The sequence below is a fragment of the Trichlorobacter thiogenes genome, assembly GCF_900167465.1.
Taxonomy (GTDB): domain Bacteria; phylum Desulfobacterota; class Desulfuromonadia; order Geobacterales; family Pseudopelobacteraceae; genus Trichlorobacter; species Trichlorobacter thiogenes.
Map to the genome: position 1 here is coordinate 74,577 of NZ_FUWR01000015.1, position 14,677 is coordinate 89,253.

At 49.8% G+C, this 14,677-nt stretch carries 19 protein-coding genes; 15 read left to right on the plus strand and 4 right to left on the minus strand.

Annotation, left to right across the window (positions count from 1 at the left end; translation table 11 throughout):
* Positions 1-61: 61 nt before the first annotated feature.
* From B5D39_RS12655 to B5D39_RS12665, 3 genes are all read right to left on the minus strand, one after another.
* Positions 62-898, minus strand: coding sequence for a YihY/virulence factor BrkB family protein (locus tag B5D39_RS12655; RefSeq protein WP_208610591.1), 837 nt, complete (start codon positions 896-898; stop codon positions 62-64).
* A 62-nt stretch (positions 899-960) separates the two neighbouring features.
* The gene (locus B5D39_RS12660; protein ID WP_078790833.1) at positions 961-3,450 is read right to left on the minus strand and encodes an AMP-binding protein; all 2,490 of its coding nucleotides are present in this window, start codon (positions 3,448-3,450) and stop codon (positions 961-963) included.
* Between the two features lie 27 nt (positions 3,451-3,477).
* A complete protein-coding gene (locus B5D39_RS12665) occupies positions 3,478-4,503 on the minus strand; it encodes a hypothetical protein (protein ID WP_078790834.1) in 1,026 nt (341 codons plus the stop codon).
* 34 nt (positions 4,504-4,537) lie between these two features.
* Between B5D39_RS12665 and B5D39_RS16955 the strand changes: the two genes are divergently transcribed.
* The 15 genes from B5D39_RS16955 (at position 4,538) to B5D39_RS12740 (ending at position 14,300) form a co-directional block, all read left to right on the plus strand.
* On the plus strand, positions 4,538-4,684 hold the full coding sequence (locus B5D39_RS16955; protein ID WP_153304310.1) for a hypothetical protein: 147 nt from the start codon (positions 4,538-4,540) through the stop codon (positions 4,682-4,684).
* A 222-nt stretch (positions 4,685-4,906) separates the two neighbouring features.
* Positions 4,907-6,418 carry a B12-binding domain-containing radical SAM protein gene (locus B5D39_RS12670; protein WP_078790835.1) on the plus strand — a complete coding sequence of 504 codons (1,512 nt, stop codon included), beginning with the start codon at positions 4,907-4,909 and terminating at the stop codon, positions 6,416-6,418.
* A gap of 28 nt (positions 6,419-6,446) precedes the next feature.
* Complete coding sequence (locus B5D39_RS16960) at positions 6,447-6,605, plus strand: hypothetical protein (protein WP_153304311.1); 159 nt, start codon at positions 6,447-6,449, stop codon at positions 6,603-6,605.
* A gap of 148 nt (positions 6,606-6,753) precedes the next feature.
* The gene (locus B5D39_RS17460) at positions 6,754-7,050 is read left to right on the plus strand and encodes an STAS domain-containing protein (protein ID WP_078790837.1); all 297 of its coding nucleotides are present in this window, start codon (positions 6,754-6,756) and stop codon (positions 7,048-7,050) included.
* Between the two features lie 35 nt (positions 7,051-7,085).
* Positions 7,086-8,339: a hypothetical protein gene (locus tag B5D39_RS12685; protein ID WP_078790838.1), complete on the plus strand. Its 1,254-nt coding sequence runs from the start codon at positions 7,086-7,088 to the stop codon at positions 8,337-8,339.
* A 161-nt stretch (positions 8,340-8,500) separates the two neighbouring features.
* Entirely contained in the window at positions 8,501-9,112 is a 612-nt protein-coding gene (locus tag B5D39_RS12690) for an outer membrane beta-barrel protein (RefSeq protein WP_279627310.1), read from the plus strand.
* Between the two features lie 18 nt (positions 9,113-9,130).
* Positions 9,131-9,439 (plus strand): hypothetical protein, encoded by a 309-nt coding sequence (locus tag B5D39_RS12695; RefSeq protein WP_078790840.1) that lies wholly within the window; start codon positions 9,131-9,133, stop codon positions 9,437-9,439.
* A gap of 104 nt (positions 9,440-9,543) precedes the next feature.
* Complete coding sequence (locus tag B5D39_RS12700; protein ID WP_078790841.1) at positions 9,544-9,927, plus strand: hypothetical protein; 384 nt, start codon at positions 9,544-9,546, stop codon at positions 9,925-9,927.
* Positions 9,928-9,936: 9 nt separating this feature from the next.
* The gene (locus B5D39_RS12705) at positions 9,937-10,461 is read left to right on the plus strand and encodes a glycine zipper family protein (protein ID WP_078790842.1); all 525 of its coding nucleotides are present in this window, start codon (positions 9,937-9,939) and stop codon (positions 10,459-10,461) included.
* Between the two features lie 119 nt (positions 10,462-10,580).
* On the plus strand, positions 10,581-11,075 hold the full coding sequence (locus B5D39_RS12710) for a ferritin-like domain-containing protein (protein ID WP_161947501.1): 495 nt from the start codon (positions 10,581-10,583) through the stop codon (positions 11,073-11,075).
* Between the two features lie 509 nt (positions 11,076-11,584).
* Entirely contained in the window at positions 11,585-11,764 is a 180-nt protein-coding gene (locus B5D39_RS12720) for a CsbD family protein (protein WP_078790845.1), read from the plus strand.
* A 24-nt stretch (positions 11,765-11,788) separates the two neighbouring features.
* Complete coding sequence (locus B5D39_RS12725; protein ID WP_078790846.1) at positions 11,789-12,547, plus strand: BON domain-containing protein; 759 nt, start codon at positions 11,789-11,791, stop codon at positions 12,545-12,547.
* Between the two features lie 18 nt (positions 12,548-12,565).
* Complete coding sequence (locus tag B5D39_RS12730; protein ID WP_078790847.1) at positions 12,566-13,339, plus strand: OmpA family protein; 774 nt, start codon at positions 12,566-12,568, stop codon at positions 13,337-13,339.
* A gap of 95 nt (positions 13,340-13,434) precedes the next feature.
* Positions 13,435-13,749: a BON domain-containing protein gene (locus B5D39_RS12735; protein ID WP_078790848.1), complete on the plus strand. Its 315-nt coding sequence runs from the start codon at positions 13,435-13,437 to the stop codon at positions 13,747-13,749.
* 71 nt (positions 13,750-13,820) lie between these two features.
* Positions 13,821-14,300, plus strand: a complete 480-nt coding sequence (locus B5D39_RS12740) for a Spy/CpxP family protein refolding chaperone (protein WP_078790849.1) — start codon at positions 13,821-13,823, stop codon at positions 14,298-14,300.
* A gap of 80 nt (positions 14,301-14,380) precedes the next feature.
* Here the strand turns inward: B5D39_RS12740 and tnpA are convergent.
* A partial coding sequence (tnpA, locus tag B5D39_RS12745) for an IS200/IS605 family transposase (protein WP_078790850.1) occupies positions 14,381-14,677 on the minus strand: 297 nt, incomplete at its 5' end.

Here is a 14,677-nt window from a genome sequence, read left to right on the forward strand (position 1 = left end):
ACAAACGTTTTCTTCCAAGGCAGATTCATAGTGACTTTCTTTATTTTCTCACACAACCGTTTTACAACAGCTCTCGCATCCGGGCATTTATCTCACCGCCAACAAGAACCACCAAGGCACTGGCGTACATCCAGACAAGAAGCGCAACAATCGCTCCGGTACTTCCGTAGGTATCAACATAGGTGCTGTAATTATTTACATAAAATGAATAGACCAGCGTTACCGCGATCCATGCCCCCGTGGCTGCAACAACACCAGGAACTGTCTCTCGCCATGACAACCGCACCGCTGGCGCGTAACGATAAAGCGCTGACAATGCCATCATCATAAGCCAGAAAATCACAGGCCAGCGCAGAAGGTTCCATACCATGGTGAAAGCTGTGCCGAGATCTGCCAGAGACGCTATCCAGACACCGATCCGAGGGCCCCAAAAAAGCAGGAGCAGCGAGACGACAATGAAACAGGCCAGGCAGATGACCAGCAGTATGGAAACAAGCCTGACCTTCCAATAGGGACGTTGTTCATCCGCAGTATAGGCATCATTCAGGGCTTTCTGAACTGCAACCATCGCATTTGATGCGGTCCAAAGCGACAACAGCAGACCGAAGGACAAAAGCCCGCCTTTCTGCAGGATTGCCAGAGTACGGAGATTTTCCTTCACCATGGAAAGGACTGTGGCAGGCAGGAACGGATCCATAGCCCGCAGCACCACCTTGAACAGGTCCGGCGCCGGCAGGTAGGCAAGCAGGGTTGCCAGACCAAGAAGACAGGGGAACAATGCAAAAAAGAGGTAAAAGGCTATCTCGGCCGCGTGACCATCACAATCATCCTTCAAGGTGCCTTTTACAACCAGTGAGATGAGCTTCCATGTATCAACGTTACCTTTTGGCTTACCCATTTTATGGCAACCTTTGCCAACCGGCATTTCCCTTCAGGACCAGCGAACATATTGTGTGGAAATCAATGCAGAGACATTGAAAGCTTTTCCACCGCATTACGCGTCTGTTCCACAATCTCTGTTGGTTCTTCGTAGCGAAAATGCAACGGTTCTCCAAAGGTAACCGTTACCTTGCCCTGTTTAGGAAAACTCAATTCATGGGGCAGCACCCGATCAGTCCCGCTGATCTTGATCGGCACCACCGGCAGACCCAGCTCCTTGACCATAATCCCCAGTCCCAACTGGAACGGTTGCATGGCGCCATCCAGGGAATGCCCGCCTTCAGGAAAGATCAGGATGTTGCTGCCGGCATCAGCCAGCCGTCCCATATAGGCGAGAGAGCCGCTGAAACCTTGTGATTGTGGCAGCGGAAAGAGATTAAACAAAACCGTGCCATACTCGTAGGACAAGCGCCTCAGCAGCTGTTCAACACCATGGTAGTCACCAAAGAAAAACTCTTCCCAGGCAGCAGTGGCGCAGCTGTAACGCAGTCTGGAAGGCAAGGCAGCCATGACAGCTGGCTGGTCCAGATAGGAGAGATGATTAGCCACAAAAAACACCGGGCCGTTCAAATTTTCAAGCTGTTCGATCCCCTGCACCTCAAGGTCAACAAAATGGTGAAACAGTGGATCATGCAGCAGGGTATCCCAGACCTTCCTTAAACCTCTGAAAAAACCGGCATTAGTCCAGAATCTGAAATGATCATGCCGGGCATGTTTCTCACGTTTTGCAATGATCTGACGCAGATCAGCAACCCTGGTCTGGGGCCCGATCTGTGAATCCTCTATATCAAGCCGGTATTCCTGTTCCAGAAAACTGACCAGCTCCAGACGGTCAATGGAGGTAAGCCCAAGGTCATTCACCAGCAGTGATTCCTCATGGATCTGCGTGGCATCCGTTTTGGTTATCCTGGCAAGCAGGTTAAACAGACTGTCGTTACTGGCTGTTGCAGTTTCCTTGTGCGGTCCCTTTGCAAGTTCCTCTTTAACCGCAAACTTTCTGATCTTGAGTGTGGTGGTCTTGGGGAATTCCGGTTCATGCCAGAGGCTGTAGCCGGTAATCTGGTGTAACGTATCCAGACTCTTGTTTGCCAGGCTGATGATCTCCTCCGGCTTCACACCACTTCCATCCAGCAGCAACACGGCGTGGACCTCCTCCCCCCCTCCCCTGTTGAGGCCGATCACACATGATTCTTTTACCCCCGCGATCCTGTTCAGCACCGCTTCCAGGTCATCAGGATAGACATTGACACCCGCACCGGTCACGATCAGTTCTTTTTCTCTGCCTTTGATACTCAGCCAGCCAGCCGAGTCAAGCTCCCCCAGGTCACCGGTCTTAAACCAGCCATCTGCGGTAAAGGCATCGCGGGTGGCCTGCTCATTCTCGTAATAACCGGGAAAGACGTTATCCCCCTGCACCAGAACTTCCTTTTCCTCAAGCTTCAGCTTCACCCCTGGCAAAGGCGGACCAACCGAGCCTGCCTGCTGATGTTCCATGGTGTTAACACAGAGCACCGGTGAGGTCTCGGTCAAGCCGTAGCCTTCCAGAACAATGAAGCCCAAACTGCTCCAAAACCGGAACAGATCAGGGGCAAGGGGGGCTCCACCAGAAACAAAGGCAGTGAAGTTGCGACCAAACTTCCTTTGTATCGGAAAATAGAGCATCCGTTTCAGCCCCTGCGACAGTGCTGTTGTCAGCTGAGTCAGACCCTGGAAGAACGTCAGCAGATGTTTTTCTGCAAGTTCCTGTTCAATGCCGGTCTTAAGCAGTTGCATCAGACGGGGAACAGACATGATTATATAAATATCCTCTTCACCAAGCGCTGACATGATGGCAGATGGTTTGAGAGTACGCAGATAGATGATGGTTGCGCCGCGATAAAGTGGCGTTAAAAAGCCGCCCATCTGCTCAAACATATGGGATAGCGGCAGTAGAGACAGGAAACTGAACTCTGCGTTGATGATCGGTACCTGCTGATTGATCTGGAGCAGGTTGGCAACCAGGTTTTTATGGGTCAGGATAACCCCTTTCGGGTTGCCGGTGGTGCCAGAGGTATAAATCAGCTGTGCCGTATCTTCCGGCACAGCTGTGGCAATCTCACTGATCGGTTGTTGCTCTTCCAGCAGGTACTGAAGATTTTCCAGCAGTAGTGAAGGCGCAGCAACCATCCGGTCAGCCTTGAACCGACTCTGCAGCACCAGCTTAGCCTGTGTGAGACCCCGGATGGATTCTGCACGGGCCAGATCAGACATGAAATCAACCGGCACTGCAATTGCGCCACGCAGGATGATTCCCCACCAGGCGATTGCCCACCAGGAAGAGTTTGGCCCCCAGATCAACACCCTGTCGCCGGGCATCACGCCGTTTTGCGCCAGCAGGTTTGCCATTTTAAGGGCAAGGTCATGAAATGCGGCATAGGAGAGTTCAAGCCGCCGCACACCGGTACGGTTTACAAAGGCAGCCTTGGCCCCCAATGTCTCAAACGTTGCAAAAAGATCAATCAATGTCTGCACAGTTACTCCTTGCGAATCATGAACAGGCTACTTATGACCTCTGCCGCCCCGGTCATTATCGTTATCCTGCCCCTGCCGCTGCTCTGGCTGATGGTCCGCCCCCCTGCCTTGCGGTTTTTGTTCCTGCTGTCTTTGTTGGACAGGTGCCGGTTGCTGTTTTTGCTGATGCACTGCTGGTTGAGGAGGAGCATGCACCGGAGCCGGTTGTTTAGGTTGTTCAACAGCTCGCTGTGGCTGCTGTTGAGCAGGGCGAGCCTGGGGCGGTGGCGCAACATGCGGCGCAGGCTGTTGTTGATGGGGTACGACATGCTGTTGCTGTTGCTGGTGCGGAGCCGCAGGACGAGTGTGTGGTGGCGCAACTACGGGCGAACGTTCCGGCTGCCTGGGTGTCATTTGGTGAGGTTCTGTCCTGCGAACCGGCGGAGCTGCTGCAGGGGGTTTAGGTGCAGCAACCGGTGCTGACTGCTGCAGATGTTGACGAACTACTTTATCTTTCGGCTGATACTTGTAGTTCTGGCCACGCAAGGTATGCTGCTGTTCTACCCGTGGATAGCGATCGCCTGCATACTGGCGCTGATACACAGGTAACGGTGCCGGTGCCGGAGCAGCATTGCGATTCCAGCGGTTCCATCCAGTTCGGCGCTGCTCCCAGTCATGGCCCCAATGTTGCTCCCAGCGGGGCGGCCTGTTGGAAACCCATCCACGGAAGTATACCGGAGGCTGACGGTAATACCGCACAGGAACCCGCAGGATGTACAGCGGTACATAATAGGGATCTACAGCCCCCCACGGGCCGTTGTACCAGGAACTGGCATACCAGGTGTCATTGTTATAGACCCAGTACATGCCATCATAAAAGAAATAGTTGGCATCCATCCGCGGCGCATAGTAGACGGGATAATTGGGCACCCTGACAAGTTCCGGGTATACCGGCAGGTTAATACCGATGCTGACGTTGGGTAACCCGATACCGATATGCACCTGAGCCTTGGCATAGGTTACTGAAAAGAGTAACACCCATAGCATGATTAACAGATAGCGCAGTTTTTTCATCATATCCTCCTGTCTGGTGAACTCCCATCTACATATGAGCATAGAAATCACCAACGGTGACCGTTACAACTATCGAGCCAAGTACTGCCTGGCACCCTGCGAAGCAACTGACTCCGCCCCTGGCACAGGAAAACCAGATCCAGCACCGGTTCTGGCAACCGCTGCCAACTACCAGATTTAGCGCTTATGTTAAATATGACGGGCACCTCCCGCCATCCCCCTCGCCACTGTATTTTGTCCCATCGGTTTTTCTCAGTACAATCAGCGGTCTATACCCATAGTTAATGAAGCCCAGTTATGGCGCAGTAGTTGCTCTGTTATCTCCCAGTGGATAGTAAAACGGCTTAACCCGAATGTAGAAAGTTATTTTAATTCGACAGTATGCAAAGGATGAAGGCCAGCGATGAAGATCCTGCTTATTTACCCCTATAACCCGGATACCTTCTGGAGCTTTCGGTATGCCATGAAATTCATTGACCGGAAGGCGAGCTTTCCGCCTCTGGGACTTTTGACTGTGGCTGCCATGCTTCCGGCTACATGGGGAAAAAAGCTTGTGGATATGAATGTACAACCCCTTGCTGACACAGACCTGCTCTGGGCAGACTACGTATTCATCAGTGCCATGACCATCCAGCGTGAGTCAGCAGATGAGGTTATCGTGCGCTGCCAGCAGTTGGGAGTGAAAATCGTAGCCGGTGGCCCCCTGTTTACCACCTATCATCAGGATTATGCCGCCGTTGACCACCTGGTGCTTGGCGAAGGTGAACTGACACTCCCCGCTTTTCTGGCTGATCTAAAAAATGGCCACCCCAAACATCTCTACATCAATGAGCAGCGTACCGACCTGAAGGATAGCCCTGTTCCCATCTGGGATTTGATCAACGTTCGTGACTATGCTGCCATGAATGTCCAATATTCCCGTGGCTGTCCCTTTGACTGCGAATTTTGTGACATTACAGCGCTCTTTGGCCGTAAGCCCAGAACCAAAGAAGTGAAACAACTGCTTGCCGAGCTGGAAAGCCTCTACATCAGCGGATGGCGCGGGGCGGTTTTTCTGGTGGATGACAACTTCATTGGTGACAGGGGCAAGCTGAAAAAGGAACTGCTGCCTGCCCTGCTCAGCTGGATGACAGCAAAACAGTACCCTTTCTATTTTTATACCGAGGCATCCATTGATCTGGCAGATGATCCTGAGCTGATGGAGCAGATGGTCAGGGCCGGGTTTGAAGAGGTGTTTATCGGCATCGAGACCCCCCATGAGGCAAGCCATACCGAGAGCGGCAAGGTACAGAACAAAAACCGGGACCTGTTGACTTCGGTACAACGGATCCAGCGGGCCGGACTGCAGGTACATGGTGGCTTCATCGTCGGTTTTGACAGCGACCCGCCGGCTATCTTTGACAAGCAGATCAGTTTCATTCAGGAAAGCGGCATTGTTACCGCCATGGTCGGTCTACTCTCTGCCATGCGCGGCACCCGCCTGTATCAACGGATGGAGCAGGAAGGGCGGCTGATCAGTGAAAGCTCCGGCAGCAATATGTGCGCTGACCTCAATTTTGTACCAATCATGGAGCCTGACATACTCATTGGAGGATTTCGCTCGATTCTGGACACCATTTACCTGCCTAAAAACTACTATCAGCGGGTAATCAGGCTGCTTACCGAGTACCGACCACTTCATCTGGGTAAGTACCACCTCCAGCCGGGATACATAGGGGCGTTATTGAAAGCGATCCTGTTTCTGGGAGTTATCGGCAGAGAACGGTTCCACTTCTGGAAGCTCTTCTTCTGGTCTCTGATAAAACGACCAAGACTCTTCCCGCTGGCAATCACCTATGCGGTCTACGGGTTTCACTTCAGGAAAGTTGCAGAAAAGATCAATTACGACAGCATGCTGCATGGAAGCGGCGTTTGAACATATGCGCCGGGACAGGATGGACATGATGAAAAAAACTCTTTTATTCAGACAGATCGTGCTGCTGCTGACGATCCTGACCTTATCAGGATGCATTCTGGTGCCGGTGGATGATGGTTATCAGCATGGCGGCCAACGAGGAGGGCATCAAGGCGATCACCACGATGGTCCCCGTGATCATCGTTAACACCACAATATCGACCAAGTAGCCCAGCTACATATTTTGAAGAAACGATGCCTAATCATAAAAGAAAAAGGGGCCTGACTGATTTTTCAGAAACGAGACGAAAAGAAATTTGATTTTAGATCAACTGCATTCAGATCCGGAGGCCTGTATGGAACTTTCGATATCCGGCACAGTAGCTCACCTAAAGGGCGACTGGACACTTACCGGAATTACGGCAAAAAACATTCATTCGTTATCAGACTCACTGGAACAGCTTGGTTCAAGGTCTCATAAGAATCAAAATATTGATTGTAAGCAGATAACCAAATTTGATCTGACCGGACTGCAATTCCTTTACACATGGCTTCAGTGTTTCAGGTTGCGAGGCATTGAACCGGTTCTGATCAATTTGCCCGACAAGATGCAACATATTTTCAGTTGTCTGGAATTTCAGAATTGTCGCTAAGCAAACCATTGGTAGAGAAGAAGGGAGAACAGTTTATGGACAGACGGATCGGCAGGGTTCTCTTGACACTCATCACTGTCACCACTTTTGCAACGCATGGCCAAGCAGAAGAATATCACACGCCATTGGCTGGAGAAGCCTTGCATACGGTGTTCATGGGCAAAACAATCGATATCCCGGCCATGGATCGCAGTAACGTAACAGCGCTCACGTTAGGCGGCGTATTGTATACCCCCAAGCAGGGTGAAACCTCCCTGACACCGGTGGGCGCTCTGTTTATTAATCGTACCTGGGAACATTCCAGGACACGCAACGTGATCAGTATCTTTGTGAACGAACTGGAATATGACCGCAGCTTCGGAAATATTGAGCTGGTCACCCGCCTGGAAAATAACACCATCCCGTTTGGTCAACGGGAAGTGGTGAACAATAAAGAGATCACGTCATCGGACACCATCTGGGGCACGGTTCTAGCCTCTGTTGGTCCGGGATTGCGCTATAAGGTGGCCCCTTTCCAGTTTGACAACGACGTGAGGCTTCAGTTGCTGGGCAGGGTCGGCTATTTCTACGCCATGCGGACCAGTGACACCGGTCCGAACCTGGTATTACCGCCGGACACCATGCTGTACGGCGCAAAGCTGCGGGGCCGTTATGACGGGATGCGCAGGAATCTGATGGAACTGCCCCATACCGGCATGGCAGCCGGATTTGATCTGGATTACCTGTACCGGGACAAATGGGCAGATTTTGGCACGATCCCGGATGCGGTCTTTTCCAAGGCTGATACCCGTGATTACCTTCAGTTTAGCGGCTACCTGATGGGGGTTGGAGGGATTCCGGGCCTGTCTGAAAAAAACCGGGTGCTCTTCAGCCTGCATGGCGGCGTTACCCGCCAGGGAAGTGCAGACCGGTACAATGCCATTACCATTGGTGGTGGACCACTTCCCGGTGAAACCGGCGATTTAAGCCGTCCAGGATATCCCGGCACCATGTTCAACCAGGTGCTTGTCTCTAATTACGCCCTGCTGGCCCTTGGATACCGGCGCGAACTGGCACCGTTTATCTATCTCCACCTGCGGGAGACCTTTATCTGGGCAGACCGCGCTGCGGTTACCGATACCAATCAGTTTATGTTCAAAAGTTCAACCGGCGCAGCAACAACCATTGGCCTGGATACCGGCTTTTTCTGGAACTCTGCCCTGTATCTTGGCTATTCCTGGGATACCGGTTTCGTTCGCAACGGCAAGCCGGGAAGTGGCCTGATACTGACCTGGAGTAAAGCGTTTTAATCTAAAAAGAACTGTTTTCAATGTCATGTCAGATGCCCCGACATAACAAATCTGAGCTGCTGCTCACCAAAGGAGGTTCGCTCTGAACCATCACCAAGAAGATGTCCAATTGTTTACGGTGTTTGGACCTAATCAGAATAATCAGCTTACAAGGAGAATCTATGAAAACCAGAATCGTTCAATTTTTGATATGCACAATCGCAGTACTCAGCATGAGCTCCCTGGCATCTGCTGAACAGAAACTGACAAACTACGTCATGCTTAAAGGTGGCATGTATTCACCCAGCATGACCTTTGATCTGGATAATTTCAATGGTGGTAGCACGTCTCATTTTGATAGCAAAACCGGCTTTGCCGGTGAGCTGGCAGTCGGTCATTATTTCAGCCCGATGATTGCCCTAGAATTGGGAGCCGGTTACTTTGAAAGCGACGGTTCTCCGGCTGCGCAGCCAGGGGAAACAAAGCTGCGAGTGGTTCCGCTGATCGCCACAGCAAAGGTTTTTTTACCGATTGGCATGTTTGAACCGTACGGCCTGGCTGGTATTGGTGCCTATATTTCAGATCTGGATCTGGAAGGCAATAACAGTAATTTCCACGGTTCAACAGAAGTTACCTATGGATTTCATGCCGGAGCCGGTTTCAACATTAACTTCATGAAAAATATGTTTGCAGGCCTGGAGGGGAAATACCTCTGGGCAGAGCCTTCGTTTGGTGGTCAGCATATTAAGCTGGACGGATTTGTTACGACCGCCAATATCGGCATGAAGTTCTAAAGAGAAAGGAAACATCAGATGAAAGCTATCATGATCACCGTCGCACTGACTCTAGCCCTTGCCATGGGCGTTGCCATTGCTGAGGCAGGCCCCTGGCAATGGAGCGGCACCCAAAAAAACACCTATGGATGGCAGCTGATGACGGCAACGGAACAGACCGAGCATCAGGCAAAGATGCGTAGCTTTACCGACTTTGCTTCCTGCAAGGCGTATGTTGACGAACACCATACGCAAATGCAAGAGCGGGCCAAGGCAAAAGGAATCACCACACCGATGATAAAACGCAACCCTTGTGAAGTAATGAAGGCAAAAGGGATGTTCAAGTAGGCTCTTAGAGGGTCTGGTGCGTCCCGTCTGAAATGGGGCGCACCAGGCACCAGAGGACTCAAAACAGCACTTTCCAGGTGACCTCACCAAAAAAGGGAGCCAACATGAATGCACAGCCTGTACAGATTGTTTTGTTCATTATGCTACTGCTTGCTGCAACCAGTCTGCCTGGTGATGCACGGTATCGGCATGGCGGCATATGGATCGGTGCACCGGTATGGGGAGCCCCCTATCCATACCCATATAGCTACCCGTACCCCTATTATTATAACGTGCCACCACCGGTTGTTATCCAGCAACAACCGGAAATCTACATCCAGAAAGCACCTTCCACTATCCCGAAACAGACCTACTGGTACTATTGCCCCTCTCCACAGGGATACTACCCCGCCATAAAGGAATGTCCCAAGGGCTGGATGCGGGTTGTACCAACTGAACCGGATAATGAAGAAAACCAACAACAACCTGATCTACAACCAAATCAATAGGGGGCTACCATGAAACAGGTCTTATTCATCATCGTCCTGTTCAGCTTATTCGTAACAACCGGATGTACAACCTTACCGACCGGCCCAAGTGTACACGTACTTCCAGGCTCAGATAAAAGTTTTGAACAGTTCCAGATTGATGATGCTGCCTGCAGGGTGTGGGCTGGCCAGGGCATCGGCCTGACACCGGATGAAATACGAAACCAATCCACTATCTCCGGGGCAGGAGTCGGCGCCCTCTTTGGAGCCGTGGGAGGGGCTCTGATAGGTTCAGCATCGGGAAACGCAGGAGTTGGCGCGGCAATTGGTGCTGGAGGTGGTCTGCTGATCGGTTCAGCAGTAGGTGCAGATAAAGGCCGTGTCTATGGCTATGAAGCACAACATCGTTATGACTCCTATTACCTGCAATGCATGTACGCAAAGGGCAATCAGGTGCCAGGTGCTGTGGCTCCACAACCGTATCAGCGCTACAATTACGCTCCACCAGAGGATGCACGGCCTGCCCCGCCAGGCATGCCACCACCCGGAAGATAAAATTCAAAGCAAGGCAATAGATGCTTGTCCTGTCTCCTGCACCACATGACTGAATATGAGTAGATCACTGGATGATACGGTTTCTCACTGAAAAAGATGGTATCTGCAAGGAATCCACTATGAACATATTGGAATGCGCAATCCAAATGGAACTCGAGACCAAGAATCACTATTGCAGGCTGGCACAGAGAGTGTCTCAGCAGGAACTGAAACAGATGTTTACACTGCTAGCCGCAGCAGAAGAAGAACATGGCAATGTCATGAGTAACATCAAAAACATACCTGATTTAGCATCAATACATTTCAAGGCACTGAAAGAGGCTATCTGTATATTCAGGCCTTTTCCCGATCTCCATAACATCTCAGCTGAATTGGCCTATGACATGGATGCCTATCACTATGTCATTCATGAGGAAATAAAGAGTATCAGCTATTATGAAGATCTGATTACCAAAACAGAAGACAAGCGAACTCAGGATATTTTTACACACCTGCTGGAAGAAGAGCAGAAACATTTAAGCCTCTTGGAAAATATCTACATTTTCAGGAACCCTTCCAACACGTTTTCTGAAGCAGGTAAATTCAGTAATTTAAAACAGACTCTGCATGCCTGATGCACAAGGGCTACAAAAGGGTTATCACCATCTGACACGTATCGCCCCAAATCAGAATGGCAGTTTTTGGCATGCTGCATGCAACCTCTATAGGAACATGGGGTATACTCACACTATATCCCTCCTTCCTGTGGTGGCCGACGGACAACCGTCGGCCTTTTTTATGCAAGACGTCTCTATTCAGCAGATCAGCCATAACAGGCACAAACGAAGCTATTGCCAGAAAAAGCAATAACCGTATGATTTTTTAAAAGCCAGGAGACCTGCCACAGCTTTGGCAGGTCTCTTGGCCAATGCCCCATGACTTGATCCCTCGCAGACATCAACCGCATATGACAGTTCCACCAATAATGACGGATTACCCCCTGAAATCCTCCCCAAACTTCACCTAATGATACTTTTTTTCTGTTAACAATCAGCCACTTACGCACCAACACATTTCTACTAAACGTTGGCGTGTTAGTTGCTCTGCATAGCAGTAACAATCAACATATCAAAAGGAGACTATCATGAAAAAAAGCACACGAAACCAGGCAGAAGGCACGTTTCATCAGGTAAAGGGCAAAATCAAAGAAGTAGCCGGCAAGCTCAGCGACAATCCAAAACTTGAAATTGAAGGAACGAGTGAAAAAATTGCCGGCAAAGTGCAGGTAAAAGCAGCTCAGATCGAGAAAGTTTTGGGAAAATAGCAGCTACCGTAAGGAGAACACTCGATGAGAATACTACATTCACTGTTTTTTGTAGTTGCAGCACTGGCGATGCTTAACTTCACCGCCATGCCAGCAGATGCGTCAAAAACCGATAGTCGCATTGAAGCAACAGCCAGGCAGACCTATGTCTTCAAAACCTACCTTCAGGCTGATGATATCAAGGTTCAGTCAAAAGATGGTGCTGTTACCCTGACCGGCGTTGTTGCCGATGAATCCCACAAATCACTGGCCCAGGACACGGTGGCAAGCCTTCCCGGTGTTAAAAGTGTGGATAACAGATTGGAAATCAAAGGTGCTCCACCTTCGGCTAATTCAGATGCATGGCTCCGCGACAAAGTAAAAATCACCCTCTTGTTTCATAGCAGCGTAAGTGCAAGCAAGACTGAAGTTGATGTAAAAGACGGCATCGTAACCCTGCGTGGTGACACCAGCAGTTTTGCTCAGAAACAGCTGGCAACTGAATATGCCATGGATATTAACGGTGTTAAGGAAGTTAAGAACGAAATGACGGTAACAACAACGCCACCAAAGAAGCGGACTGTTGGTGAAAAAATTGACGACGCTTCAATCACTGCCCAGGTCAAGATGACACTGCTATATCACCGATCCACCAGTGCGGTTAAGACATCAGTAACCACCAAACATGGGATGGTGTCCTTGAGCGGTAAGGCCAGTAATGCGGATGAGATCAAGCTGGCCACAAAACTTGCCAGTGATGTCATCGGCGTTAAAAGTGTGAAAAACCTGATGACCATTGAGTAGCTAAAAGGAGATAGAGAGATGAAATATCTAAACAAAACCATAAAATATATCTTTGCCCTGTTTACTTTGAGCATGGTTTTCGGGTGTGCCGGCATGGAGTACAACGTCAAACAGGACAGGTATTTCCACAAGGAACTGGTGGACGCTGATCTGGCTGTAGATGCTGCACGCGCTGCCGGTAAAGAGAAGCAATGCCCTGTCGAGTTCAGAGAAGCCGAAGCCCTGAAGAACAAAGCGTATTCAGTTTATGCTGCCTGCCACACCCAGGAAGGGATTGATCTTGCCAACCAGGCCATTGCAAAGGCAAACGCTCTGTGTCCGCCAACTCCGGTAGCGGCCTCGCAACCTGAGCCGGTTGTCATTGTGGTAGCTGAGCCGCAGGCTGAAGAAAAAGTGGTTGTTGTAGCGTCAGAGAAGCAGGCTGAGAAGGTTGTTGTTCTGGCCCTTGAAGACATCCATTTTGATTTTGGCCAATCCACGCTTACGCCGGAAACAAAGACGATTCTGAAAAGAAATATCCAGCTTCTGAAAGATAATCCAAAAGCCAAGGTCCGTGTTGCAGGGTATACCTCTGCCTCTGGAACGGAAGAGTACAATCAGAAGCTTAGTGAAAGACGGGCAACCGCAGTCAAAGAATACCTCATAGAAGAAGGCGTCATAACACGCGAAAGACTTACTAAAATCGGTTATGGCGAGTCAACTCCGGCTACCTATGAATCAGCACCTAAAAATCTTTACTCACCAGCAGCAAAATCCAATATGCGCGTTCTTTTTGAGATTGTTCTGGAGTAGGAGCTTTAGGCAAGGGCCTGAAATACTCATTATATTGATCTGCCGCCACAACATACCACAAAAACGTAACGTTATCAGACGCAAGGGAGACTCTCATGATTAAGTTACATAACATCATAAAACTATCTGCATGCCTGATCGTAGCACTATCATTTCTGGGATGCGCATCAACACGTACCCACGAAGGCACAGGCGAGTATGTCGATGACACCGTGATCACAACAAAAGTAAAAAGTGCCATTTTTTCTGACCCTGATCTCAAGGTTTTACAGATAAATGTTGAGACCTTTAAGGGAGTTGTCCAGCTCAGTGGCTTTGTGAATTCAGCCAGTAGCGTGACAAAGGCACGGGAGATTGCCAAAAGCATCAAGGGCGTCGAATCAGTTCAAACCAATCTGATTGTTAAGTGATAGAGCCATAGTAGCGACAAGCCTGTCATGCATGGTTATCACAGGCATATTTCAAACAGAGGAGACAGATCATGAATCAAAAGTCTTATCAGCGCGTTTTTCCAACCACACTTATTATACTGGTGGCGTTTTTCTCCACGCTCATGTTCGTCAATCCAAGCCCTTTGATTGCAGCAACCGGTAAAGCAAAGGCAGCACCAATGACGAGAACGTCTGCTGTTGACTATGCTGAACTCCAGATCAAGCAACTGCAAAGTTCTTTAAACATCACTGCAGAGCAGGAGCCGTTGTGGAAGGATCTAGCGGTACTCATGCGTGAAAATGCCAAAGACACTGATGCACTGAGAAAACAGAGAGCGGAGAATCGCACCGGCTTGAATGCCGTAGAACGGATGAAGTTTCATAGTCAGGTTAGCGAGTCTCAACTCAATCAACTCAAGAAGTTCATTCCGGTTTTTGAGGCATTTTACAACAGCTTGTCAGATGATCAGAAAAAGAATGCTGACGAGATTTTCTCTACGGGTAAATACAGGAAAACAAAAAGAAAGTGATTAACAGCTCACGAATCAATTCGTTTGTAAGTCATGACCACCGGCAGAGCCGGTGGCTTGAGGAAAGCCCCTAAAAGGGGCTAAGGGTTTTGGGTGAAGTCCAACTCCTCTTGTTTGTCCAGATGTTCTTGATCTCTTACATACGCCCGGATCATTTCTTCATCCAGGCCGATAGTGCTGGCACAGTAACCACGTGACCAAAAGTGCCGACCGATAAAACCTTTCTTGACCCCTTCGGCCTTACGGTGAATATGAATTGCCGACTTGCCTTTCAAATACCCTATCACCATCGAAACACTGTACTTCGGTGGAATACTCAACACCAGATGGATGTGGTCAGGCATGGCATGACCCTCGATAAGTTCAACTTCCTTCTG